Here is a 20,449-nt window from a genome sequence, read left to right on the forward strand (position 1 = left end):
CCCGACTGCGGTCCTGCGTCGGCGGCCGGTCAGCAACCGGCCGCCGGCAACGACCGCCGGTTCCGCGCTTCCCTGCTCCGCGCCGCCAGCAACTCGTCGGCGGGGTAACCGACTTCCTCCAGCGTCAGCCCGTGCGGCCGTACGACATGGACGGCACTGTCCCGGACACCGGCGTCCAGCACCTTTCGGGGCCACTCCGCGCCGCGGTGTCCGTCTCCCACGAACAGCAGGGCACCCACCATCGACCGCACCTGGTTGTGACAGAAAGCGTCGGCGCGGACCTCGATCTCGACGACCCCGTCCGCTCGGCGCCGCACACCGAAGTCGAGGATCTCGCGGATCGTCGTCGCCCCCTCACGCTTCTTCGCGTACGCCGCGAAGTCGTGCTCCCCGATGAGGGACTTGGCGGCGGCGTCCATGACCGCGATGTCCAACTCCCAGTCGTGCCACAGCACATGGTTACGCAGCAACGGATCCACGCCACCGGGCCGGTCCCCCACCCGGTAGATGTACCGGCGCCACAGAGCGGCGAAGCGCGCGTTGAAGCCGGCCGGAGCCTCCCGGAGCGACCACACCCGCACATCCTTCGGCAACCGCCCCGCCAGCCGCTTCAGCAGCTTCTCGCGATGCTCCTCCCACAGCCCCTCGGGCAGATCCACATGCGCCACCTGCCCCCGCGCATGCACCCCGGCATCGGTCCGTCCGGCCACGGTCAGCTCGTACGTCACGTCCTTCGACCGCGTGACCGTGCGCAGCGCGTCCTCGATCTCACCCTGTACGGTCCGCCGGCCACCGGCCTGCTTGGCCCATCCGGAGAAGTCGGTGCCGTCGTAGGACAGGTCGAGGCGGACACGGACGTAACCGGGCTGTACTTCGTCGCTCACCCCTGGATCCTCTCAGGAACGTGTGACGGGCCCGCCCCCCGAAAGGGGCGGGCCCGTCACGACGCGGAAGCGTCAGGCGTCCTTGGCGTCACCCTCAGCCGCGTCCGCGGCCTCGTCGGCCTTGGTCGTGTCGACCTTGGTCTCCTCGGCGGCCGGAGCGGCCTCGGCGTCCTTGGCGGCACGCTGGGTGGCGGCCTCGGCCTCACCCGTCGCCTGCTGCGCGACCGTCAGCGCCTCGACCAGCTCGATGACAGCCATGGGCGCGTTGTCGCCACGGCGGTTACCGATCTTGGTGATGCGGGTGTAACCACCGGGACGGTTCTCGTAGCGCGGGCCGATCTCGGTGAAGAGCGTGTGGACGACGCTCTTGTCCGTGATCACCTGAAGCACCTGACGGCGGTTGTGAAGGTCGCCCTTCTTGCCCTTGGTGATCAGACGCTCGGCGTACGGGCGCAGCTTGCGCGCCTTCGCCTCGGTGGTGGTGATACGGCCGTGCTCGAAGAGGCTCTTCGCGAGGTTCGCGAGGAGCAGCTTCTCGTGCGCGGCGCTGCCGCCCAGACGGGCACCCTTGGTGGGCTTCGGCATGTGTTTCTCCTTGGTATCTGCCCCGGCCGTATCAGGTACCGGGGTCAGGAACCCGGCGAGCGGATGCTCACCGGCAACAACCGATCAGTACTGCTCGGTCTCCACGAAACCCGCGTCCGCGTCGTCGTCGGCGCCGAAGGCGTCGGCGGCGGCGGTCGGGTCGAATCCGGGCGGGCTGTCCTTCAGGGCCAGGCCCATGCCGGCCAGCTTCGCCTTGACCTCGTCGATGGACTTCGCACCGAAGTTGCGGATGTCCAGGAGGTCGGCCTCGGAACGCGCCACGAGCTCACCCACGGAGTGGATGCCCTCACGCTTGAGGCAGTTGTACGACCGAACGGTGAGCTCCAGCTCCTCGATCGGCAGGGCGAGATCAGCGGCAAGGGCGGCGTCCGTGGGGGACGGGCCCATGTCGATGCCCTCGGCGTCGATGTTCAGCTCGCGGGCGAGACCGAACAGCTCGACCAGGGTCTTACCGGCCGATGCCATGGCGTCACGGGGACGCATGGCCTGCTTGGTCTCGACGTCGACGATCAGCTTGTCGAAGTCGGTGCGCTGCTCGACACGGGTCGCCTCGACCTTGTACGTGACCTTCAGCACGGGGCTGTAGATGGAGTCGACCGGGATACGGCCGATCTCCTGGCCCACCTGCTTGTTCTGCACGGCGGAGACGTAACCGCGGCCACGCTCGACCGTGAGCTCCATCTCCAGCTTGCCCTTGCCGTTGAGCGTGGCGAGGACGAGGTCGGGGTTGTGCACCTCGACACCGGCCGGGGGCGCGATGTCGGCGGCGGTGACCAGACCCGGGCCCTGCTTGCGCAGGTACATCACGACCGGCTCGTCGTGCTCCGAGGAGACGACCAGCTGCTTGATGTTGAGGATCAGGTCGGTGACGTCCTCCTTGACGCCCGGCACGGTGGTGAACTCGTGCAGAACGCCGTCGATGCGGATGCTGGTGACAGCGGCACCGGGGATCGACGAAAGGAGGGTGCGGCGGAGGGAGTTGCCGAGGGTGTAGCCGAAGCCCGGCTCCAGCGGCTCGATCACGAACCGGGAGCGGAATTCGTCGACGACCTCTTCGGTCAGTGACGGACGCTGAGCGATCAGCATGTGTGGATCAGATCCTTCTTTCGTGGACGCCCGCTATTTGACGCCCGACGGACCCGCACCGGTGAAAGCGCGGGGTACTGCAAGGGTACGGGCGGCACCGCCCCGAAGAGCCGTACCGCCCGCAACCTCAAGACAGCCGAGCTGCCCTGGGCCGACGCGTCAGACGCGGCGACGCTTCGGCGGACGGCAGCCGTACTGCGACATGTGGGGGGTAACCCCCACACCCCCAGCCGAAACCGCCCGCAGCCAAGGCTGGCCTGCGCCAGACGCGGCCTGCGTCAGACGCGGCGACGCTTCGGCGGACGGCAGCCGTTGTGCGGGGTCGGCGTGACGTCCTGGATCGAGCCGACCTCGAGGCCGGTGGCCTGGAGGGAGCGGATCGCGGTCTCACGGCCGGAGCCGGGACCCTTGACGAACACGTCCACCTTGCGCATGCCGTGCTCCTGCGCGCGGCGGGCGGCCGACTCGGCGGCCATCTGCGCGGCGAAGGGGGTCGACTTGCGCGAGCCCTTGAAGCCGACGTGGCCGGCGGAGGCCCAGGAGATCACGTTGCCCGAGGGGTCCGTGATCGAGACGATGGTGTTGTTGAACGTGCTCTTGATGTGCGCGTGGCCGTGAGCGACGTTCTTCTTTTCCTTGCGGCGCACCTTCTTGGCAGCGCCCTGACGACCCTTGGGGGGCATCTACAAACTCCTACGGGGAGGTGGTCGGTCCTACAGCGAAGACCGCTGATGAAGCGTTGTCCGCTGAGGACTACTTCTTGCCCGGCTTCTTCTTGCCGGCGATGGCGCGACGCGGGCCCTTGCGGGTACGAGCGTTCGTGCTGGTGCGCTGACCGCGGACGGGCAGGCCACGACGGTGGCGAATACCCTGGTAGCAGCCGATCTCGATCTTGCGGCGGATGTCGCCCTGGATCTCGCGACGGAGGTCACCCTCGGTCTTGAGGTTGTTGTCGACGTACTCACGAATCGCGACGAGCTCCTCCTCGGAGAGGTCGCGAACGCGGGTGTTCGGGTTGACGCCGGTCTCGGCCAGCGTCTTCTGCGAAAGGGTCCGGCCGATGCCGAACACGTAGGTCAGGGCGACCTCCACGCGCTTTTCGCGCGGGATGTCAACACCGGAAACGCGTGCCACTTCAATGGCTCCTGGTGATCTTCGGAGGTCTTCCGCAGGACCGGCTCCCAGCCGCCGTACCAGGTACGAACTGGGTCCCCGGCCTCCGAACCGGGGGTGTCAGACGAAAGTCGTCTGGGTCCTGCGTATGAACATATTCAGCTTGCGTCGCGCGAAACTCTGCGAGAGCAGAGGGTCGGTCGTGCGTCAGCCCTGGCGCTGCTTGTGGCGCGGGTTCTCGCAAATGACCATGACCCGACCGTGACGGCGGATCACCCTGCACTTGTCGCAGATCTTCTTGACGCTCGGCTTGACCTTCATGGGATTGAGGTTCTCCGGGTCAGTGCCACCACCCCGCCGCAGCGGGATGCGGGCAAGATCTACTTGTACCGGTAGACGATCCGGCCACGTGTCAGGTCGTACGGAGACAACTCCACCACGACCCGGTCGTCAGGGAGGATACGGATGTAGTGCATACGCATCTTGCCGCTGATGTGAGCCAGGACCTGGTGGCCGTTCTGGAGCTCGACCTTGAACATGGCGTTCGGAAGAGACTCGACGACAGTGCCCTCGATCTCGATGGCACCTTGCTTCTTGGCCACGCTTCGCCCTTCGAATCGACTACCTTGATCGGTTCTCCTGCATTTCCCAGAAGGGCGCATGCGGACATGCGGGTGCACGAGAGCCGACGAGTCAGTCTACGTCAGGCCACTCCGAAACACGAATCGAGGAAGGATGCCCCGGAACGGAGATCGTTAAGCGAGAGGGTCGGGAGCGGCCGTGACACCGTGCTCCGCCAGCTTCGCCCTGCCCCCGTCGGGAGCCGTCAGGACCAGCGGTCCCTCGTCCGTCAGCGCCACCGAGTGCTCCCAGTGGGAGGACCACGTGCCGTCCGTCGTGATGACCGTCCAGTCGTCCGACAGGACCTCCGTCTTCGGCGTGCCCAGGGACACCATCGGCTCGATCGCCAGGCAGAACCCGGTGACCAGCTTCGGCCCCTTGCCCCGGCGCCGGTCGACGTAGTTCAGCAGGTGCGGGTCCATGTGCATCTCGGTGCCGATGCCGTGGCCGCCGTAGTCCTCGATGATCCCGTAGCGGCCGCCGCCCGGCTTCGGCTGGCGGCGGATGTACGTCTCGATGGCCCGGGAGACGTCCACGAGCCGGTTGCCCTGCTTCATCGCCGCGATGCCGGCCCACATGGACTCCTCGGTCACCCGAGAGAGCTCGAGCAGCTCCGGAGCGTGCCCGGAGCCCACGAACGCGGTGTAGGCCGCGTCCCCGTGCCAGCCGTCGATGATCGCGCCGCAGTCGATGGAGATGATGTCGCCGTCCTTGAGGACGACCTCGTCGGACGGGATGCCGTGGACGACGACCTCGTTCACGGAGGTGCAGATCGTCGCCGGGAAGCCGCCGTAGCCGAGGAAGTTCGGCTTGGCGTCGTGCTCCGCGAGGACCTTGCGCGCGACCTGGTCGAGATCCCTGGTCGTGGCCCCGGGCACCGCGGCCTCTCGCGTCGCCGCGTGAATGGCGGCGACGACCAGCCCCGCCTCGCGCATCTTGGCGATCTGCTCGGGGGTCTTGATCTGCACCATGCGGCGGAAGCCTTTCTGAAACCGGGGGAACCTGTGGAGAGCGCCTTCGACAAGGCGTCTTCAACGATACGTGCACCCACACAGCAGCCGCGGCCCCCTGGGAAGGGAACCGCGGCTGTCGTACGCGAAAAACCGCTGGGGAAGACCGCTTACGCGGCGTCGCCCTCGTGCTGGAGCGCCTCCATGGCACGGCCGGTGACGTCCTCCACCTTGCCGAGCGCCGAGATCGTGACCACCAGGCCCTGGGCCTTGTAGTAGTCGATGATCGGCTCGGTCTGGGTGTGGTAGACCTCCAGGCGCTTGCGGACCGTCTCCTCGGAGTCGTCGTCACGCTGGTACAGCTCGCCGCCGCAGACGTCACAGACGCCGTCCTGCTTCGGCGCCTTGTACGACACGTGGAAGACGTGCGCCGAGTCGTTGCGGCAGATGCGGCGGCCGGCGATGCGCTTGACGACCTCCTCCTCGGGTACTTCGAGGTCCAGCACCGCGTCCAGCTTCATGCCCTCGTGCTGCAGCATCTCGTCGAGCGACTCGGCCTGCGAGACGTTCCGCGGGAAGCCGTCGAGCAGGAAGCCGTTCTCGGCGTCCGGCTGCTCCATGCGGTCCTTGGCCATGCCGATGGTGACCTCGTCCGGAACCAGGTTGCCCGCGTCCATGTAGGACTTCGCGAGTTTGCCGAGGTCCGTCTGCCGGCTGATGTTGGCGCGGAACAGGTCGCCCGTGGAGATGTGCGGGATCGACAGGTTCTGGGCGAGGAACGCGGCCTGCGTTCCCTTACCGGCGCCCGGCGGCCCGACGAGGACGATACGCATCAGCGGAGGAACCCTTCGTAATTGCGCTGCTGGAGCTGGCTCTCGATCTGCTTCACCGTCTCGAGACCCACACCCACGATGATCAGGATGCTTGTCCCACCGAACGGGAAGTTCTGGCTTGCCCCGAAGCCAACCAACGCCATCGTCGGTACGAGTGCGATCAGACCCAAGTACAGCGAACCCGGCCAGGTGATCCGGTTGAGTACGTACGACAGGTACTCAGCGGTCGGTCGGCCAGCCCGGATGCCCGGGATGAAGCCACCATACTTCTTCATGTTGTCGGCGACTTCCTCGGGGTTGAAGGAGATCGCCACGTAGAAGAACGCGAAGAAAACGATGAGCAAGAAGTACATGCTGATGTAGATCGGGTGGTCGCCCTTGGTGAGGTTGGCCTCGATCCAGGTCTTCCAACTCGACGTACCACTCGAGAACTGCGCCACCAACGCCGGGATGTACAGCAGCGACGACGCGAAGATGACCGGAATCACACCGGCCTGGTTGACCTTCAGCGGGATGTACGTCGACGTACCGCCGTAGGAACGGCGGCCGATCATGCGCTTCGCGTACTGCACCGGAATGCGGCGCTGGGCCTGCTCGACGAAGACCACCAGACCGACCATGACCAGGCCGACCGCGATGACGGTGCCGAACTCGATCCAGCCGCCGGCCAGGGTGCCCTGCTTCTTGATGGCCCACAGGGCGGACGGGAAGGTGGCGGCGATCGAGATGAACATCAGGATCGACATGCCGTTGCCGATGCCACGGTCGGTGATGAGCTCACCGAGCCACATGACGACGGCCGTACCGGCGGTCATCGTGATGACCATGACGATCGTGGTGAAGATCGCCCGGTCCGGGACGATGCTCGACGCGACGGTGCAGCCGGAGAAGAGGGCGCCGCTGCGGGCGGTGGCCACCAGGCCCGTGCCCTGCAGGATGGCGAGCGCCACCGTGAGGTAACGGGTGTACTGCGTGATCTTCGCCGTGCCGGCCTGGCCCTCCTTCTTGAGGGCTTCCAGGCGCGGGATGACGACGGTGAGCAGCTGCAGAATGATGCTCGCCGTGATGTACGGCATGATGCCGAGCGCGAAGATCGTGATCTGCAGCAGCGCGCCACCGCTGAACATGTTGACCAGACCGAAGAGTCCCTGGTTGCCGGACGCCTGGTCCACACACTCCTGGACGGACTTGTAGTTGACGCCAGGGATCGGGACGTGGGTACCTACGCGGTACACCACGATGATGGCGAGCGTGAAGAGCAGCTTCTTGCGCAGGTCGGGCGTCTTGAACGCCCGGGCGAACGCGGTGAGCACGGTGCCTCCTGCGACCCCCGCGCTACTGCGTCAAGGGTGACGGTCTTGAGGTTCGACGAATATGTGGGTAAGCAGTGCAGGCCACCTTACCCGGGCCGCCGCCTGCCGCGGAACGACCAACCGGGGATACCTCGTTGTGAGGTATCCCCGGTGGGTACTGCTTCAGGTCATCGTGCTCAGACGAGCTCGGTGACCGTGCCGCCGGCGGCGGTGATCTTCTCCTTGGCGGAGCCGGAGACGGCGTCCACCGTCACCTGCAGTGCCACGGAGATCTCGCCCTGGCCGAGGACCTTGACGAGGCTGTTCTTGCGAACGGCACCCTTGGCCACGAGGTCCTCGACGGTGACCTCGCCACCCTCGGGGTACAGCGCGCCCAGCTTGTCGAGGTTCACGACCTGGAACTCGGTCTTGAACGGGTTCTTGAAGCCCTTCAGCTTCGGAAGACGCATGTGGAGGGGCATCTGGCCACCCTCGAAGCGCTCCGGAACCTGGTAACGGGCCTTCGTACCCTTGGTACCACGACCGGCCGTCTTACCCTTCGACGCCTCACCACGACCCACACGGGTCTTGGCGGTCTTGGCGCCCGGGGCGGGACGGAGGTTGTGGATCTTGAGCGGGTTGTTCTCCGCCATGATCAGTCGACCTCCTCGACCGTCACGAGGTGGCGGACGGTGTGCACCATGCCGCGGAACTCGGGACGATCCTCCTTGACGACCTGCGTGTTGATGCCCTTGAGACCAAGGGAACGCAGGGTGTCACGGTGGTTCTGCTTGCTGCCGATGTACGACTTCGTCTGCGTGATCTTGAGCTGTGCCATTACGCAGCACCAGCCCCGGCACGCGCACGCAGCAGAGCCGCGGGAGCGACGTCCTCGAGGGGCAGACCGCGGCGGGCCGCGATCTCCTCGGGACGCTGCAGGCCCTTCAGGGCCGCCACGGTCGCGTGGACGATGTTGATCGCGTTCGACGAACCGAGCGACTTCGACAGGATGTCGTGAACGCCGGCGCACTCGAGCACGGCACGCACCGGGCCACCGGCGATAACGCCGGTACCGGGGGACGCCGGCTTGAGCAGGACGACGCCCGCCGCCTTCTCACCCGTGATCGGGTGCGGGATGGTGCCCTGGATACGGGGGACCTTGAAGAAGTGCTTCTTGGCCTCCTCAACACCCTTGGCGATGGCGGCCGGCACCTCCTTGGCCTTGCCGTAACCGACACCCACGGTGCCGTCACCGTCGCCCACCACGACCAGCGCGGTGAAGCTGAAGCGACGACCACCCTTCACAACCTTGGCGACGCGGTTGATCGCGACAACGCGCTCAACGTACGCGGTCTTCTCGGCGGCAGCAGCGCCGCCGTCACGGCCCTTCCGGTCCCGCCGCTCGCCGCCACCGGCACCGCTTCCACGGCGCTGGGGTCCAGCCATTGGATTACCTCTCTCTTTCCGCTAGCTACGGAAGCGGCTCAGAACTTGAGCCCGGCTTCGCGGGCGGCGTCCGCCAGGGCGGCGATGCGCCCGGCGTACTGGTTGCCACCACGGTCGAACACGACAGCTTCGACACCGGCCGCCTTCGCGCGCTCGGCGACCAGGGCGCCGACCTGCTTGGCCTGCGCGGACTTGTCGCCCTCGCCACCGCGGACCGTGGTGTCCAGGGTGGACGCCGACGCCAGGGTGTGACCCTTGATGTCGTCGATCACCTGGGCCACGATGTGGCGGTTGGAGCGGGTAACGACCAGACGGGGACGCTCCGCCGTACCGGAGAGCCGCTTGCGGATCCGGATGTGACGGCGCTTGATCGCGGCGCGCTTGTAGGCGTCGCCCTTCAGGATCTTCTGTCCGTATGCCATGGCTTACTTACCCGCCTTTCCGACCTTGCGGCGGATGACTTCGCCCTCGTACTTGACGCCCTTGGCCTTGTACGGGTCAGGCTTGCGCAGCTTGCGGATGTTGGCCGCAACCTCGCCGACCTTCTGCTTGTCGATGCCCTCGACCTGGAAGCGGGTCGGGGTCTCCACCTTGAAGGTGATTCCCTCGGGCGCCTCGACGGTGATCGGGTGGCTGTAGCCGAGCGCGAACTCGAGGTTCGAACCCTTGGCCTGAACGCGGTAACCGACACCGCTGATCTCGAGCTTCTTCACGTAACCCTGGGTCACGCCGGTGATCATGTTCGCCACCAGCGTGCGGGACAGGCCGTGCAGGGCCTTGCTCTGACGCTCGTCGTTGGGGCGGGTGACGTTCAGAACGCCGTCCTCACCCTTGGCGATCTCGATCGGCGCCACGACGGTGTGGGTCAACTCGCCCTTGGGGCCCTTGACCGAGACCGTCTGGCCGTCGATGGTGACATCCACGCCGGCGGGAACCGTGATGGGGAGCTTGCCAATACGCGACATAGCTGTTTCCTCCGTTCCCTTCCGCTACCAGACGTAGGCGAGGACTTCCCCACCCACGCCCTTCTTGCCGGCCTGCTTGTCGGTGAGGAGCCCGTGCGACGTGGAGATGATCGCCACGCCCAGGCCGCCCAGCACCTTCGGCAGGTTGGTGGACTTCGCGTAAACCCGGAGACCGGGCTTGGAGATCCGCTTGATGCCCGCAATGGAGCGCTCACGGTTCGGGCCGAACTTCAGCTCGAGAACGAGGTTCTTGCCAACCTCGGCGTCCTCGACCTTCCAGCCCGTGATGAAGCCCTCCTGCTGGAGGATCTCCGCGATGTGAGACTTGATCTTGGACGCCGGCATCGTCACGGAGTCGTGGTACGCCGAGTTCGCGTTCCGCAGACGCGTAAGCATGTCTGCGATCGGATCAGTCATGGTCATGAATTGGCCTTCGGCCTCTCTCGCCGGGGTTTCCAGGTGCCCATCCCTCTCCTCGATCCGAGACGAGGCGGGTGCGGTGCGGTGGACCTACGGCGTAGTAAGTCGTATGGGCGTCCAGGCGCCCAACCCTCCTAGCCTAAGCCATGGAGGGGTGGGCACCTGACACTGCCCTTTACTTACCGAGAGTTCCTGCAGTCCCGAAGTAGGGGACTACCAGGAGCTCTTGGTCACGCCCGGCAGCTCGCCACGGTGAGCCATCTCACGAAGGCACACGCGGCACAGGCCGAACTTGCGGTACACGGAGTGCGGACGGCCGCAGCGCTGGCAGCGGGTGTAGCCACGCACACCGAACTTGGGCTTGCGAGCAGCCTTGGCAATCAGAGCCTTCTTCGCCATCTCGCTCACGCCTCCTTGAACGGGAAGCCGAGGTGACGAAGGAGCGCGCGGCCCTCAGCGTCGTTGGTCGCCGTGGTGACCACGGTGATGTCCATGCCCCGGGTACGGTCGATCTTGTCCTGGTCGATCTCGTGGAACATGACCTGCTCCGTGAGACCGAAGGTGTAGTTGCCACGGCCGTCGAACTGCTTGGGGGACAGACCACGGAAGTCGCGGATGCGCGGCAGCGCTAGCGACAGGGTGCGGTCCAGGAACTCCCACATGCGGTCGCCACGAAGTGTGACGTGGGCACCGATCGGCTGGCCCTCACGCAGCTTGAACTGCGCGATGGACTTACGGGCCTTGGTGACGGCCGGCTTCTGACCGGTGATCGTGGTGAGGTCGCGAATCGCGCCGTCGATCAGCTTGGAGTCGCGGGCGGCGTCGCCCACACCCATGTTGACCACGATCTTGACGAGGCCGGGGATCTGCATGACGTTCTCGTACTTGAACTCGTCACGCAGCTTGCCCGCGATCTCCTCGCGGTACTTCGTCTTGAGACGCGGAGTCGTGGTGGTAGCCATCAGATGTCCTCACCCGTCCGCTTGGCAACGCGGATCTTGTTGCCCTCGTCGTCGAAGCGGTAACCGACACGCGTGACGACCTTGTTGCCGTCCTTCTCAACGACCAGCTGGACGTTGGAGACGTGGACCGGCGCCTCGGTCGTGACGATGCCACCGGCCTGCGAACCGCGAGCGGTCGGGCCGGCCTTGGTGTGCTTCTTGACCCGGTTGACACCCTCGACCAGGACACGGTCCTCGCGGGGGAAGGCCGCGATGACCTTGCCCTGCTTGCCCTTGTCCTTACCGGTGATGACCTGGACCAGGTCGCCCTTCTTGATCTTCATGCTTACAGCACCTCCGGCGCGAGCGAGATGATCTTCATGAACTTCTTCTCGCGCAGCTCACGGCCGACGGGGCCGAAGATACGGGTGCCGCGAGGGTCGCCGTCGTTCTTCAGAATGACGGCGGCGTTCTCGTCGAAGCGGATGTACGAGCCGTCCGGACGGCGGCGCTCCTTGACGGTGCGAACGATGACCGCCTTGACGACGTCACCCTTCTTCACGTTGCCACCGGGGATCGCGTCCTTGACGGTGGCGACGATGACGTCACCGATGCCCGCGTAGCGGCGACCGGAGCCACCGAGCACACGGATGCAAAGGATTTCCTTCGCACCAGTGTTGTCGGCGACACGCAGTCGCGACTCCTGCTGGATCACGTCTATCTCCTGTTTGTCTGCCGGTTCCCCGGGAGCCGCTCAGCGAGCGGCTCCCGGAGCCTGGCGGAACTGTCCTGCGGGATGATCCCCGCAGGAATTACTTGGCCTTCTCGAGGATCTCGACGACGCGCCAGCGCTTGGTCGCCGACAGCGGGCGGGTCTCCGCGAGGAGGACCCGGTCGCCGACGCCGGCAGCGTTCTGCTCGTCGTGCGCCTTGAGCTTGTTGGTACGGCGGATGACCTTGCCGTACAGCGCGTGCTTGACGCGGTCCTCGACGGCGACGACGACGGTCTTGTCCATCTTGTCGCTGACGACGAGACCCTCACGGGTCTTGCGGAAGCCGCGGGCCTCTGCAGTCTGCTCAGTCACGTTGCTCTCACTCATCAGGCGCTCTCCACCGTCTCGATGCCCAGCTCGCGCTCACGCATCAGGGTGTAGATCCGCGCGATGTCCTTACGGACGGCCTTGAGCCGACCGTGGTTCTCGAGCTGACCGGTCGCCGCCTGGAAGCGGAGGTTGAACAGCTCTTCCTTGGCTTCGCGGAGCTTGTTGAGAAGCTCCTCGTCACCCAGTTCGCGCAGCTCGGACGCCTTGGTACCGGCCGACATCACGCTTCACCTGCCTCGCGCTTGACGATCCGGCACTTCATCGGCAGCTTGTGGGCTGCGCGAGTAAGCGCCTCACGGGCGATCTTCTCGTTGGGGTAGGACAGCTCGAACATGACCCGGCCCGGGTGCACGTTCGCGATCCACCACTCCGGCGAACCCTTACCGGAACCCATGCGGGTCTCGGCAGGCTTCTTCGTGAGCGGGCGGTCCGGGTAGATGTTGATCCAGACCTTGCCGCCACGCTTGATGTGGCGGGTCATGGCGATACGGGCCGCCTCGATCTGGCGGTTGGTCACGTACGCCGGCGTGAGGGCCTGAATGCCGTACTCGCCGAACGAGACCGTCGTACCGCCCTTGGCCTGACCACGACGCTTCGGGTGGTGCTGCTTGCGGTGCTTGACCCTACGGGGGATCAGCATGTCGGTCAGGCCTCCGTTCCGGTGCTCTCAGCCGGAGCGGCAGCCGGAGCCTCGGCCTTGGGGGCCTCGGCAGCGGGAGCCGTCTGCGGCTTACGACCGCGACCGCCGCGCTCGCCACCACGGCCACCACGGGCCGGGCGGTCGGCGCCGCCGCCACCACGGGCCGGGCGGTTGCCGGCGCGGGCAGCAGCGTTCTCGGCGCGGACCTCAGCGATGTTCTTGACATCGCCCTTGTAGATCCAGACCTTCACACCGATGCGGCCGAAGGTCGTCTTGGCCTCGAAGAAGCCGTAGTCCACGTTCGCGCGGAGCGTGTGCAGGGGCACGCGGCCCTCGCGGTAGAACTCCGAGCGGGACATCTCGGCGCCGCCGAGGCGGCCACCGCACTGGATCTTGATGCCCTTGGCGCCGGCCTTCATCGCCGACTGCATGCTCTTACGCATGGCGCGGCGGAAGGAGACGCGGGAGGAGAGCTGCTCGGCGACGGCCTGGGCAACCAGCTGAGCGTCGGTCTCGGGGTTCTTGACCTCGAGGATGTTCAGCTGGACCTGCTTGCCCGTGAGCTTCTCGAGGTCACCGCGGATGCGGTCGGCCTCGGCGCCACGGCGGCCGATGACGATGCCCGGACGAGCGGTGTGGATGTCCACACGCACACGGTCACGGGTGCGCTCGATCTCCACCTTCGAGATACCGGCGCGCTCCATGCCGGACGTCATCATCCGACGGATGGCGACGTCTTCCTTGACGTAGTCCTTGTACAGCTTGTCGGCGTACCAGCGGGACTTGAAGTCCGTGGTGATGCCGAGCCGGAACCCATGCGGGTTAACCTTCTGGCCCATTACCGGGTTCCTTCCTTGCTGCTGACGACCACGGTGATGTGGCTGGTCCGCTTGCGGATCCGGTAGGCACGGCCCTGGGCGCGCGGCCGGAACCGCTTCAGGGTCGGACCCTCGTCGACGTACGCCTCGGAGATGACGAGGCTGCCGGCGTCGGTGTGGTCGTAGTTGTGTGCGGCGTTGGCGATGGCGCTGTCGAGCACCTTGCCGACGGGCACGGAGGCGGCCTGCGGAGCGAATCGCAGGACCGCCTGAGCCTCCGTGGCGTCCATGCCACGGATAAGGTCCACCACGCGGCGGGCCTTCATGGGCGTAACGCGGATGTACCGCGCCTGGGCCCTGGCTTCCATGGTTGTCCCTCTCAGTTACTTACGTGTCTGAATGCGATCCGCGTTTAGCGGCGCTTCGACTTCCGGTCGTCCTTGACGTGACCCCGGAAGGTGCGCGTCGGCGAGAACTCGCCGAGCTTGTGGCCGACCATCGACTCGGTGACGAACACCGGGATGTGGGTCTTGCCGTTGTGCACCGCGATCGTGTGGCCGAGCATGGCCGGGACGATCATCGAGCGACGGGACCAGGTCTTGATGACGTTCTTGGAACCGGCTTCGTTCTGGGCGTCCACCTTCTTGATCAGGTGGTCGTCGACGAAGGGCCCCTTCTTGAGACTGCGCGGCATCTAAACCCGCTCCTAGCGCTTCTTGTTCGTCTTGCGGCGGCGGACGATGTACTTGTTCGAAGCCTTCTTCGGCGAACGAGTACGACCCTCCTTCTGACCCCAGGGGCTGACCGGGTGGCGACCACCGGAGGTCTTGCCCTCACCACCACCGTGGGGGTGGTCAACCGGGTTCATCGCCACACCGCGAACGGTCGGGCGGACGCCCAGCCAGCGCTTGCGGCCGGCCTTACCCCAGTTGATGTTGCTCTGCTCGGCGTTGCCGACCTCGCCGACCGTGGCGCGGCAGCGCTGGTCGACCAGGCGGATCTCACCGGAGGGCATACGAAGGTGGGCCATCGTGCCCTCCTTCGCCAGCAGCTGCACGGAGGCACCGGCGGAGCGGGCGAACTTGGCGCCGCCACCGGGACGGAGCTCGATCGCGTGGATCGTGGTACCGACCGGGATGTTGCGGAGCGCCAGGTTGTTGCCCGGCTTGATGTCGGCCCCGGGACCGTTCTCGACGCGGTCACCCTGCTGCAGGTTGCGCGGGGCGAGGATGTAGCGCTTCTCGCCGTCCGCGTAGTGCAGCAGCGCGATGCGCGCGGTGCGGTTGGGGTCGTACTCGATGTGCGCGACCTTCGCCGGCACGCCGTCCTTGTCGTGACGACGGAAGTCGATCACTCGGTAGGCGCGCTTGTGTCCGCCACCCTGGTGGCGAACGGTCACACGACCGGCGTTGTTACGGCCGCCCTTGCTGTGCAGCGGGCGGACCAGCGACTTCTCCGGCGTGGACCGCGTGACCTCGACGAAGTCGGCGACGCTGGAGCCACGACGGCCCGGCGTAGTCGGCTTGTACTTGCGGATTCCCATTTCTCAGTCCTCGTCCGATATCGGACGATCCGACCCGCTTACGCGGACGGACCGCCGAAGATGTCGATACGGTCGCCCTCGGCAAGGGTCACGATCGCGCGCTTGCTGTCGGCACGCTTGCCGAAGCCGGTGCGGGTCCGCTTGCGCTTGCCCTGGCGGTTGATCGTGTTCACCCCGGTGACCTTGACCGAGAAGACCGCCTGGACGGCCTGCTTGATCTGGGTCTTGTTGGCGCCGGGAGCCACGATGAACGTGTACTTGCCCTCGTCGAGAAGCGCGTAGCTCTTCTCGGACACGACCGGCTTCAGCAGGACGTCACGGTGGTCCGTGAAGGCCTTGCTCGCCGGCGTGACGACGGTGTTCTTGCCCTCGGTCTCGTGGCGACGCGCCTTGGCGACGCGCGCGACCTTCTTGGCCTTGGCGGCCTTCGAGGCGATGCTCGGGTGACGCGTAGCCATCAGGCTTCGCTCCCTTCGGTGTCAGCGGCCTTGGGGCCAGACACGAAGGACTCGAAAGCGGCCTGGGTGAAGACCACGTCGTCCGAGACGAGAACGTCGTACGTGTTCAGCTGGCCCGGCTCCAGGATGTGCACCTGGGGCAGGTTGCGGGCGGACAGCCACGCGGCCTCGTCGGCACGGTCGATCACGAGCAGCAGGTTCTTGCGCTCGCTGATCTTGCCGAAGAGCGTCTTCGCGGCCTTCGTCGAAGGCGACTCGCCCTCGATGACGCCGGAGACGACGTGGATGCGGTTGTTGCGGGCCCGGTCGGTGAGGGCGTGGCGCAGGGCCGCGGCCTTCATCTTCTTCGGGGTCCGCTGCGAGTAGTCACGCGGCGTGGGGCCGTGGACGACGCCACCGCCGGCGAACTGCGGCGCACGGGTCGAACCCTGACGGGCGCGGCCGGTGCCCTTCTGGCGGTACGGCTTCTTGCCGCCACCGCGGACCTCGCCACGACGCTTGACCTTGTGCGTGCCCTGACGGGCGGCGGCCAGCTGCGCGACGACGACCTGGTGAAGCAGCGGGATGCTGATCTTCTCGACGTCGAAGATCTCGGCCGGGAGCTCTACGGTCCCGGCGGTGTCGCCGGAGGGCGACAGAATGTCAATGGTGCTCATAGTCCTCAGGCCCCCTTGGCCGCGGTGCGGACCAGGACGAGGCCGCCGTTCGGACCAGGAACCGCGCCCTTGATGAGCAGCAGGCCCTTCTCCGCGTCAACGGCGTGAACGGTCAGGTTCTGGGTGGTGACCCGCTCGTTGCCCATACGACCCGCCATGCGGAGGCCCTTGAACACGCGGCCCGGGGTGGCACAGCCACCGATGGAACCGGGAGAGCGGTGCTTGCGCTGGGTGCCGTGACCGGCGCCGAGGCCCTTGAAGTTGTGACGCTTCATGACACCGGCGAAGCCCTTGCCCTTGCTCTTGCCGGTCACGTCGACCTTGATGCCGGCCTCGAACACCTCAGCGGTGATCTCCTGGCCGAGGGTGTACTCGCTGGCGTCAGCGGTACGGATCTCGACGAGGTGGCGGCGGGGAGTGACATCGGCCTTGGCGAAGTGGCCCTTGAGGGGCTTGTTCACCTTGCGCGGGTCGATCTCGCCGAACGCGATCTGGACGGACTCGTAGCCGTCGACATCGTTCGTACGGACCTGGGTCACGACATTGGGGCCGGCCTTGACGACGGTGACCGGAACAACACGGTTGTTCTCGTCCCACACCTGCGTCATGCCGAGCTTCTCGCCCAGGATGCCCTTGATCTGCTTAGCCATCGTTCAGATCACCGGCCTCAGAGCTTGATCTCGATGTCGACACCGGCCGGGAGGTCGAGTCGCATCAGAGAGTCAACGGTCTTGGGGGTCGGGTCGAGGATGTCGATCAGACGCTTGTGCGTGCGCATCTCGAAGTGCTCGCGCGAGTCCTTGTACTTGTGCGGCGACTTGATGACGCAGTACACGTTCTTCTCAGTGGGCAGCGGCACCGGGCCCGCGACCGACGCACCAGTACGCGTCACCGTCTCGACGATCTTCTTCGCCGAGCTGTCGATGACCTCGTGGTCGTAGGCCTTGAGCCGGATGCGGATCTTCTGTCCCGCCATGGCTACTCGTTAGTCCTGTCTCTCTACAGCTCTGGAACCCGGTGTTCCCTTGACCTTCTCCGACCCACGCGGTCGGGTGTGTCGCACTCTCACTGACACAGATGTCCCTTGTCCGAACATCTTTTGCCTGAGAAAGAAGTTCACCGGGTGCCTGGTCGGCGCCGCACTGACACTTCCCGAAAGATTCCCGTACGTCCGCCCCAGCGCTGCCTTACGGCAGTTGGAACGACGAGTACTGTGGGACTCGCTTCCGGTCCTCCCGGCGGGAGGCGCGCAGCATCAACACTCGACCGAGCAACCCCGCTAGTCTGCCATACGGGGCAGGGGCCTGGCCAATCGAGCCGGAGACAATACCCCGGACGTGACGCAGGTCAAACACGAGTCCTCTTCACAGTGGCACACGGGTCACGCTACGAGCCCCTGGCGCCCGTACGGACAACAGGCCGCGCCCGCTGGCGAGTCGGGGCGCGGCCTGCCGCTTGCGGAGTCGGTTCAGCGCACGTCGAGGTGGTCCCCGCCGCTGGTCGCGGCCCCCGTCGTGTCGTTGCCCCCGTACGACCAGCGCCAGGTCCCGTCCTTCGAGGCGGTGACCGTCGTCCTCAGGGCTCCGGTGCTGCTCGACGTGACCTTCTTCACCGTGACGAAGGAGCTGGTGCCCGTCTCACGGAACTGCAGGGTGACCGAACGGCCGCCGTAGGCCCCGTACTTCTTGGTCTCCCAGTTCGCACGCGTGAGCTTGCCGGTGACGGTGATCTTCTTGCCCTTGGCGACCGGCTCCGGCGCGGCGTTCACGGTGACGTTCGCGGTCCGCTTCAGCCAGACGGTCAGGGACCGGGACTCGTGCTCCTCGGCCGCGAGGCTCCCGCTGGCCTTGAACAGGCGCAGGGTCACGCCGGTCTTCCACGTGGTGGCATCACTGTTGGAGTCGACCTCGTCATGGCTCGGGTGGGGGTCGATGTAGAGGGATCCCTCGCAGTCGGCCTTCTTGTCGCTGCGCTCGTAGCAGGTGTAGCCGCCCGGACCGATGTAGTTGTCCCCGGTGTCGGCCGCGTGCTTCAGATCTCCGCGGTAGAGGAAGGGGAACGCGTCATACCGGAACGGGTCGCTCGTGCTGTACCCGGACGGCAGGGTGATCTTGAAGGTGATGGACGGCTCGACCGGCTTGGTCGTGCCGACGACGATCGGCTTGCCCTTGTTGATCACGATGTCGGACACCGTGATCCCGGTGTCCTGGGCCTGGGCCGCCGGGGCGTTCAGGAGCGTGAGGGCCAGGGCCCCCCACGAGCGCGATCCCGGTGGCCGCGCGTCTGCCAGTGGTCATGCCACCTCTTTCGTGGTGCAGGACAGGAACCGCGCAGACTATCCCATGACCTGATCATGACGTGCGCTTGCCCTACGGCCACTCCACCAGCGCCGCGAACACGACGTACACGACCGGCACCAGCGCCGGTGCCGCCAGTGCGAGGCCCGTCCGGCGGGCCGTGTTGCGGCGTTCCCACGGCAGGGCCCATCCGGCGGCCAGCAGGAGCAGGGCTGTGCCCAGGCCTCCCAGCAGCACCGGGAAGGCGATGCCGAAGCTCGACTCGAAGCGGTCGGCCTCGGGGGCCGCGCAGGAGTCGCAGGCCATCGCGGAGAGGCCGCCGAAGACGTAGGCGAGCAGACACGCGGGCACGGTGAGGAGTGTCGAGAGCAGCGGGGCGACCCAGGCGCCGTTCGCGCGGTCGTCGTCGAGCATGAGGTCCGGCATGGGTCCATCACAGCGCCCGAGCGAGTCCGTTCACATGAGCGTTCGTACTCAGATGGCCGGGCCGTCGTACGGGATTCAGGCGCCGGCGTTCCTGAGGCGTGCGAACGACGTGTCCAGACCCCGCTTCAGCAGCCGTGCCACCGGCCGCTCCACGAACCGGTGCACCAGCCAGCTCAGCAGCAGGAACCCGGCGATGACGCAGACGACCAGCAGACGGGCGTCCATGCTGTCGTGCAGGCGGTTGATGACCGCCGTACCCGCCGCGTAGTGCATCAGGTAGAGGGGGTACGTCAGCGCGCCCGCCGTCACCAGCCACTTCCAGCGGATGCGGTCCGTCGCGCCCAGGGCGATGGCGACCATGACGAGCAGGAACACGGTGAAGATCGCCACGCTCCCCCGCCAGCCCGACACATGCTCGACCTCGTCGATCCTGATGCCCAGTTCGCGCTGGCCCATCAGCCAGGCCATCGCGAGGATGCCCCACAGCAGCAGGTCCTGGCCGAAGCGGTGCATCAGGTAGAGGGAGAGGCCCGCGATGAAGTACCAGGCGCCCTCCGGGTTGGCGACCAGTTCCAGGAGGGGGAGCTTCGAGATCGGGGCGAGCATGGCCGCGGCGCCCCACACGCAACAGAAGACGACGACCTTGCGGTAGGTCAGGCCGCTCCGCACGACCACCAGGAAGAGGAGGTAGAAGCGCAGCTCCGACCAGAGGGTCCAGTAGACGCCGTCGACGTTCGTCACGCCCGAACCGGACTGCAGCATCGTGAAGTTGAGGAGTACGTCCCGAGTGCGCAGCCGGTCCCACACGCCGGGCAGGGCCACCAGGACGGCCGTCGTGAAGACGATGGCGAACCAGTACGCCGGGTACAGCCGGATCACCCGTGACGTGAAGAACTGCCTGGGGGTACGGCCCCAGCAGGACATGCAGATCACGAAGCCGCTGATCACGAAGAAGATCTCGACGCCGATCCAGCCGTAGGAGGCGAAGCGGAAGACCGTCGGCATGATGTCGGAGACCGGGCGGTCCCAGATGCGGTTGCCGGGCTGGTCGACTCGGTTGGTGCCGGCGTAGTGGTGTAAGGCGACCATCAGGGCGGCGAGGAGCCGGATGCCGTCGATGGCGTAGAGCCGGCGGCCGGCCCGGTCGCGTACGACGGCGTGCCGGGCGGTGCGGGCGGGCCGGCCCGGCGGGGCGGGCACGGCGAGAGGCGGAAGGGGCTGCTGCAGGCCGCTGACAACCCGCCGTGGTATCGACCGTCTGCTGTCCGCGTCCTGCATCGACACCTGCGGGTCCGTCCGTCCTCACGAGGGAATCCCGGGCCGGGAATGGCCACCGGACGCCTCAGGCTAC

At 66.5% G+C, this 20,449-nt stretch carries 34 protein-coding genes; all 34 read right to left on the reverse strand.

Annotated features, from left to right (window positions below; all coding sequences use genetic code 11):
- Positions 1-29 precede the first annotated feature (29 nt).
- Entirely contained in the window at positions 30-884 is an 855-nt protein-coding gene (truA, locus tag ACIRP7_RS08985; RefSeq protein ID WP_403655555.1) for a tRNA pseudouridine(38-40) synthase TruA, read from the reverse strand.
- A 72-nt stretch (positions 885-956) separates the two neighbouring features.
- Positions 957-1,469, reverse strand: coding sequence for a 50S ribosomal protein L17 (gene rplQ, locus ACIRP7_RS08990; RefSeq protein WP_403655557.1), 513 nt, complete (start codon positions 1,467-1,469; stop codon positions 957-959).
- Positions 1,470-1,553: 84 nt separating this feature from the next.
- Positions 1,554-2,576, reverse strand: a complete 1,023-nt coding sequence (locus ACIRP7_RS08995; protein WP_003966937.1) for a DNA-directed RNA polymerase subunit alpha — start codon at positions 2,574-2,576, stop codon at positions 1,554-1,556.
- 278 nt (positions 2,577-2,854) lie between these two features.
- Positions 2,855-3,259, reverse strand: a complete 405-nt coding sequence (gene rpsK / locus ACIRP7_RS09000; protein WP_003956432.1) for a 30S ribosomal protein S11 — start codon at positions 3,257-3,259, stop codon at positions 2,855-2,857.
- 70 nt (positions 3,260-3,329) lie between these two features.
- Positions 3,330-3,710, reverse strand: coding sequence for a 30S ribosomal protein S13 (rpsM, locus tag ACIRP7_RS09005; RefSeq protein WP_403655559.1), 381 nt, complete (start codon positions 3,708-3,710; stop codon positions 3,330-3,332).
- Positions 3,711-3,896: 186 nt separating this feature from the next.
- Positions 3,897-4,010 (reverse strand): 50S ribosomal protein L36, encoded by a 114-nt coding sequence (gene rpmJ, locus ACIRP7_RS09010; protein WP_003998809.1) that lies wholly within the window; start codon positions 4,008-4,010, stop codon positions 3,897-3,899.
- Between the two features lie 59 nt (positions 4,011-4,069).
- Positions 4,070-4,291 carry a translation initiation factor IF-1 gene (gene infA / locus ACIRP7_RS09015; protein WP_003948620.1) on the reverse strand — a complete coding sequence of 74 codons (222 nt, stop codon included), beginning with the start codon at positions 4,289-4,291 and terminating at the stop codon, positions 4,070-4,072.
- A gap of 153 nt (positions 4,292-4,444) precedes the next feature.
- Positions 4,445-5,281, reverse strand: coding sequence for a type I methionyl aminopeptidase (map, locus tag ACIRP7_RS09020; RefSeq protein WP_387721851.1), 837 nt, complete (start codon positions 5,279-5,281; stop codon positions 4,445-4,447).
- A gap of 149 nt (positions 5,282-5,430) precedes the next feature.
- Complete coding sequence (locus ACIRP7_RS09025; RefSeq protein WP_057607909.1) at positions 5,431-6,093, reverse strand: adenylate kinase; 663 nt, start codon at positions 6,091-6,093, stop codon at positions 5,431-5,433.
- Complete coding sequence (gene secY, locus ACIRP7_RS09030; RefSeq protein ID WP_403655562.1) at positions 6,093-7,406, reverse strand: preprotein translocase subunit SecY; 1,314 nt, start codon at positions 7,404-7,406, stop codon at positions 6,093-6,095. The genes ACIRP7_RS09025 and secY overlap by 1 nt, the downstream gene beginning before the upstream one ends.
- A gap of 176 nt (positions 7,407-7,582) precedes the next feature.
- Entirely contained in the window at positions 7,583-8,038 is a 456-nt protein-coding gene (rplO, locus tag ACIRP7_RS09035) for a 50S ribosomal protein L15 (RefSeq protein ID WP_007384079.1), read from the reverse strand.
- A 2-nt stretch (positions 8,039-8,040) separates the two neighbouring features.
- The gene (gene rpmD, locus ACIRP7_RS09040; RefSeq protein WP_005481207.1) at positions 8,041-8,223 is read right to left on the reverse strand and encodes a 50S ribosomal protein L30; all 183 of its coding nucleotides are present in this window, start codon (positions 8,221-8,223) and stop codon (positions 8,041-8,043) included.
- Positions 8,223-8,831 carry a 30S ribosomal protein S5 gene (gene rpsE / locus ACIRP7_RS09045; RefSeq protein WP_005481208.1) on the reverse strand — a complete coding sequence of 203 codons (609 nt, stop codon included), beginning with the start codon at positions 8,829-8,831 and terminating at the stop codon, positions 8,223-8,225. Before rpsE ends, rpmD begins: the two co-directional genes overlap by 1 nt.
- Positions 8,832-8,869: 38 nt before the next feature.
- Positions 8,870-9,253 (reverse strand): 50S ribosomal protein L18, encoded by a 384-nt coding sequence (gene rplR / locus ACIRP7_RS09050; protein WP_352389235.1) that lies wholly within the window; start codon positions 9,251-9,253, stop codon positions 8,870-8,872.
- Positions 9,254-9,256: 3 nt separating this feature from the next.
- Positions 9,257-9,796: a 50S ribosomal protein L6 gene (gene rplF / locus ACIRP7_RS09055; protein WP_403655566.1), complete on the reverse strand. Its 540-nt coding sequence runs from the start codon at positions 9,794-9,796 to the stop codon at positions 9,257-9,259.
- 24 nt (positions 9,797-9,820) lie between these two features.
- On the reverse strand, positions 9,821-10,219 hold the full coding sequence (gene rpsH, locus ACIRP7_RS09060; protein WP_007384075.1) for a 30S ribosomal protein S8: 399 nt from the start codon (positions 10,217-10,219) through the stop codon (positions 9,821-9,823).
- Positions 10,220-10,429: 210 nt separating this feature from the next.
- Positions 10,430-10,615: a type Z 30S ribosomal protein S14 gene (locus ACIRP7_RS09065; protein ID WP_003948630.1), complete on the reverse strand. Its 186-nt coding sequence runs from the start codon at positions 10,613-10,615 to the stop codon at positions 10,430-10,432.
- Positions 10,616-10,620: 5 nt separating this feature from the next.
- A complete protein-coding gene (rplE, locus tag ACIRP7_RS09070; RefSeq protein WP_007384074.1) occupies positions 10,621-11,178 on the reverse strand; it encodes a 50S ribosomal protein L5 in 558 nt (185 codons plus the stop codon).
- Entirely contained in the window at positions 11,178-11,501 is a 324-nt protein-coding gene (gene rplX, locus ACIRP7_RS09075; RefSeq protein ID WP_052839850.1) for a 50S ribosomal protein L24, read from the reverse strand. Before rplX ends, rplE begins: the two co-directional genes overlap by 1 nt.
- Before the next feature lie 2 nt (positions 11,502-11,503).
- Positions 11,504-11,872 (reverse strand): 50S ribosomal protein L14, encoded by a 369-nt coding sequence (gene rplN / locus ACIRP7_RS09080; protein ID WP_003998823.1) that lies wholly within the window; start codon positions 11,870-11,872, stop codon positions 11,504-11,506.
- Between the two features lie 97 nt (positions 11,873-11,969).
- Positions 11,970-12,257 carry a 30S ribosomal protein S17 gene (gene rpsQ, locus ACIRP7_RS09085; protein WP_007384073.1) on the reverse strand — a complete coding sequence of 96 codons (288 nt, stop codon included), beginning with the start codon at positions 12,255-12,257 and terminating at the stop codon, positions 11,970-11,972.
- Positions 12,257-12,481 (reverse strand): 50S ribosomal protein L29, encoded by a 225-nt coding sequence (gene rpmC / locus ACIRP7_RS09090; RefSeq protein WP_005481220.1) that lies wholly within the window; start codon positions 12,479-12,481, stop codon positions 12,257-12,259. Before rpmC ends, rpsQ begins: the two co-directional genes overlap by 1 nt.
- Positions 12,481-12,900: a 50S ribosomal protein L16 gene (gene rplP / locus ACIRP7_RS09095; RefSeq protein WP_006140905.1), complete on the reverse strand. Its 420-nt coding sequence runs from the start codon at positions 12,898-12,900 to the stop codon at positions 12,481-12,483. The genes rpmC and rplP overlap by 1 nt, the downstream gene beginning before the upstream one ends.
- Positions 12,901-12,905: 5 nt before the next feature.
- A complete protein-coding gene (rpsC, locus tag ACIRP7_RS09100) occupies positions 12,906-13,739 on the reverse strand; it encodes a 30S ribosomal protein S3 (RefSeq protein WP_352389237.1) in 834 nt (277 codons plus the stop codon).
- Entirely contained in the window at positions 13,739-14,086 is a 348-nt protein-coding gene (gene rplV, locus ACIRP7_RS09105; protein ID WP_006604878.1) for a 50S ribosomal protein L22, read from the reverse strand. The genes rpsC and rplV overlap by 1 nt, the downstream gene beginning before the upstream one ends.
- Positions 14,087-14,130: 44 nt before the next feature.
- On the reverse strand, positions 14,131-14,412 hold the full coding sequence (gene rpsS / locus ACIRP7_RS09110) for a 30S ribosomal protein S19 (protein WP_007384069.1): 282 nt from the start codon (positions 14,410-14,412) through the stop codon (positions 14,131-14,133).
- Positions 14,413-14,424: 12 nt separating this feature from the next.
- A complete protein-coding gene (gene rplB, locus ACIRP7_RS09115; RefSeq protein ID WP_007384068.1) occupies positions 14,425-15,261 on the reverse strand; it encodes a 50S ribosomal protein L2 in 837 nt (278 codons plus the stop codon).
- Positions 15,262-15,299: 38 nt separating this feature from the next.
- On the reverse strand, positions 15,300-15,719 hold the full coding sequence (gene rplW / locus ACIRP7_RS09120) for a 50S ribosomal protein L23 (RefSeq protein WP_403655570.1): 420 nt from the start codon (positions 15,717-15,719) through the stop codon (positions 15,300-15,302).
- Positions 15,719-16,375 carry a 50S ribosomal protein L4 gene (rplD, locus tag ACIRP7_RS09125; RefSeq protein ID WP_057607914.1) on the reverse strand — a complete coding sequence of 219 codons (657 nt, stop codon included), beginning with the start codon at positions 16,373-16,375 and terminating at the stop codon, positions 15,719-15,721. The genes rplW and rplD overlap by 1 nt, the downstream gene beginning before the upstream one ends.
- 5 nt (positions 16,376-16,380) lie before the next feature.
- Entirely contained in the window at positions 16,381-17,025 is a 645-nt protein-coding gene (rplC, locus tag ACIRP7_RS09130; protein ID WP_020135811.1) for a 50S ribosomal protein L3, read from the reverse strand.
- 17 nt (positions 17,026-17,042) lie between these two features.
- Positions 17,043-17,351, reverse strand: a complete 309-nt coding sequence (gene rpsJ / locus ACIRP7_RS09135) for a 30S ribosomal protein S10 (RefSeq protein ID WP_003948644.1) — start codon at positions 17,349-17,351, stop codon at positions 17,043-17,045.
- 492 nt (positions 17,352-17,843) lie between these two features.
- The gene (locus ACIRP7_RS09140) at positions 17,844-18,566 is read right to left on the reverse strand and encodes a hypothetical protein (RefSeq protein WP_403655573.1); all 723 of its coding nucleotides are present in this window, start codon (positions 18,564-18,566) and stop codon (positions 17,844-17,846) included.
- A gap of 178 nt (positions 18,567-18,744) precedes the next feature.
- Positions 18,745-19,098, reverse strand: a complete 354-nt coding sequence (locus ACIRP7_RS09145; protein ID WP_403655575.1) for a hypothetical protein — start codon at positions 19,096-19,098, stop codon at positions 18,745-18,747.
- Positions 19,099-19,173: 75 nt separating this feature from the next.
- Positions 19,174-20,376, reverse strand: a complete 1,203-nt coding sequence (locus ACIRP7_RS09150) for an acyltransferase family protein (RefSeq protein ID WP_403655959.1) — start codon at positions 20,374-20,376, stop codon at positions 19,174-19,176.
- Between the last annotated feature and the right edge of the window lie 73 nt (positions 20,377-20,449).

The organism is Streptomyces sp. NPDC102270, from assembly GCF_044766405.1.
In the GTDB taxonomy this organism is placed as follows: Bacteria; Actinomycetota; Actinomycetes; order Streptomycetales; family Streptomycetaceae; genus Streptomyces.

Excerpts from the sequence above, each read along its gene's own strand:
- rpmD (WP_005481207.1), bottom strand. The coding sequence starts at position 8,223 with ATGGCACAGCTCAAGATCACGCAGACGAAGTCGTACATCGGCAGCAAG.
- rpmC (WP_005481220.1), bottom strand. The coding sequence starts at position 12,481 with ATGTCGGCCGGTACCAAGGCGTCCGAGCTGCGCGAACTGGGTGACGAG.
- rplW (WP_403655570.1), bottom strand. The coding sequence starts at position 15,719 with ATGGCTACGCGTCACCCGAGCATCGCCTCGAAGGCCGCCAAGGCCAAG.
- rplX (WP_052839850.1), bottom strand. The coding sequence starts at position 11,501 with ATGAAGATCAAGAAGGGCGACCTGGTCCAGGTCATCACCGGTAAGGAC.
- ACIRP7_RS09150 (WP_403655959.1), bottom strand. The coding sequence starts at position 20,376 with ATGCAGGACGCGGACAGCAGACGGTCGATACCACGGCGGGTTGTCAGC.
- rpsJ (WP_003948644.1), bottom strand. The coding sequence starts at position 17,351 with ATGGCGGGACAGAAGATCCGCATCCGGCTCAAGGCCTACGACCACGAG.
- rpsC (WP_352389237.1), bottom strand. The coding sequence starts at position 13,739 with ATGGGCCAGAAGGTTAACCCGCATGGGTTCCGGCTCGGCATCACCACG.
- rpsK (WP_003956432.1), bottom strand. The coding sequence starts at position 3,259 with ATGCCCCCCAAGGGTCGTCAGGGCGCTGCCAAGAAGGTGCGCCGCAAG.
- rplQ (WP_403655557.1), bottom strand. The coding sequence starts at position 1,469 with ATGCCGAAGCCCACCAAGGGTGCCCGTCTGGGCGGCAGCGCCGCGCAC.
- ACIRP7_RS08995 (WP_003966937.1), bottom strand. The coding sequence starts at position 2,576 with ATGCTGATCGCTCAGCGTCCGTCACTGACCGAAGAGGTCGTCGACGAA.
- rplB (WP_007384068.1), bottom strand. The coding sequence starts at position 15,261 with ATGGGAATCCGCAAGTACAAGCCGACTACGCCGGGCCGTCGTGGCTCC.
- rpsH (WP_007384075.1), bottom strand. The coding sequence starts at position 10,219 with ATGACCATGACTGATCCGATCGCAGACATGCTTACGCGTCTGCGGAAC.
- rplP (WP_006140905.1), bottom strand. The coding sequence starts at position 12,900 with ATGCTGATCCCCCGTAGGGTCAAGCACCGCAAGCAGCACCACCCGAAG.
- rpsE (WP_005481208.1), bottom strand. The coding sequence starts at position 8,831 with ATGGCTGGACCCCAGCGCCGTGGAAGCGGTGCCGGTGGCGGCGAGCGG.
- ACIRP7_RS09025 (WP_057607909.1), bottom strand. The coding sequence starts at position 6,093 with ATGCGTATCGTCCTCGTCGGGCCGCCGGGCGCCGGTAAGGGAACGCAG.
- rplV (WP_006604878.1), bottom strand. The coding sequence starts at position 14,086 with ATGGAAGCCAGGGCCCAGGCGCGGTACATCCGCGTTACGCCCATGAAG.
- rplC (WP_020135811.1), bottom strand. The coding sequence starts at position 17,025 with ATGGCTAAGCAGATCAAGGGCATCCTGGGCGAGAAGCTCGGCATGACG.
- rplE (WP_007384074.1), bottom strand. The coding sequence starts at position 11,178 with ATGGCTACCACCACGACTCCGCGTCTCAAGACGAAGTACCGCGAGGAG.
- rpsQ (WP_007384073.1), bottom strand. The coding sequence starts at position 12,257 with ATGAGTGAGAGCAACGTGACTGAGCAGACTGCAGAGGCCCGCGGCTTC.
- rplO (WP_007384079.1), bottom strand. The coding sequence starts at position 8,038 with ATGGCGGAGAACAACCCGCTCAAGATCCACAACCTCCGTCCCGCCCCG.
- ACIRP7_RS09145 (WP_403655575.1), bottom strand. The coding sequence starts at position 19,098 with ATGCCGGACCTCATGCTCGACGACGACCGCGCGAACGGCGCCTGGGTC.
- rpsS (WP_007384069.1), bottom strand. The coding sequence starts at position 14,412 with ATGCCGCGCAGTCTCAAGAAGGGGCCCTTCGTCGACGACCACCTGATC.
- rpmJ (WP_003998809.1), bottom strand. The coding sequence starts at position 4,010 with ATGAAGGTCAAGCCGAGCGTCAAGAAGATCTGCGACAAGTGCAGGGTG.
- rplR (WP_352389235.1), bottom strand. The coding sequence starts at position 9,253 with ATGGCATACGGACAGAAGATCCTGAAGGGCGACGCCTACAAGCGCGCC.
- ACIRP7_RS09065 (WP_003948630.1), bottom strand. The coding sequence starts at position 10,615 with ATGGCGAAGAAGGCTCTGATTGCCAAGGCTGCTCGCAAGCCCAAGTTC.
- rplF (WP_403655566.1), bottom strand. The coding sequence starts at position 9,796 with ATGTCGCGTATTGGCAAGCTCCCCATCACGGTTCCCGCCGGCGTGGAT.
- rplD (WP_057607914.1), bottom strand. The coding sequence starts at position 16,375 with ATGAGCACCATTGACATTCTGTCGCCCTCCGGCGACACCGCCGGGACC.
- map (WP_387721851.1), bottom strand. The coding sequence starts at position 5,281 with ATGGTGCAGATCAAGACCCCCGAGCAGATCGCCAAGATGCGCGAGGCG.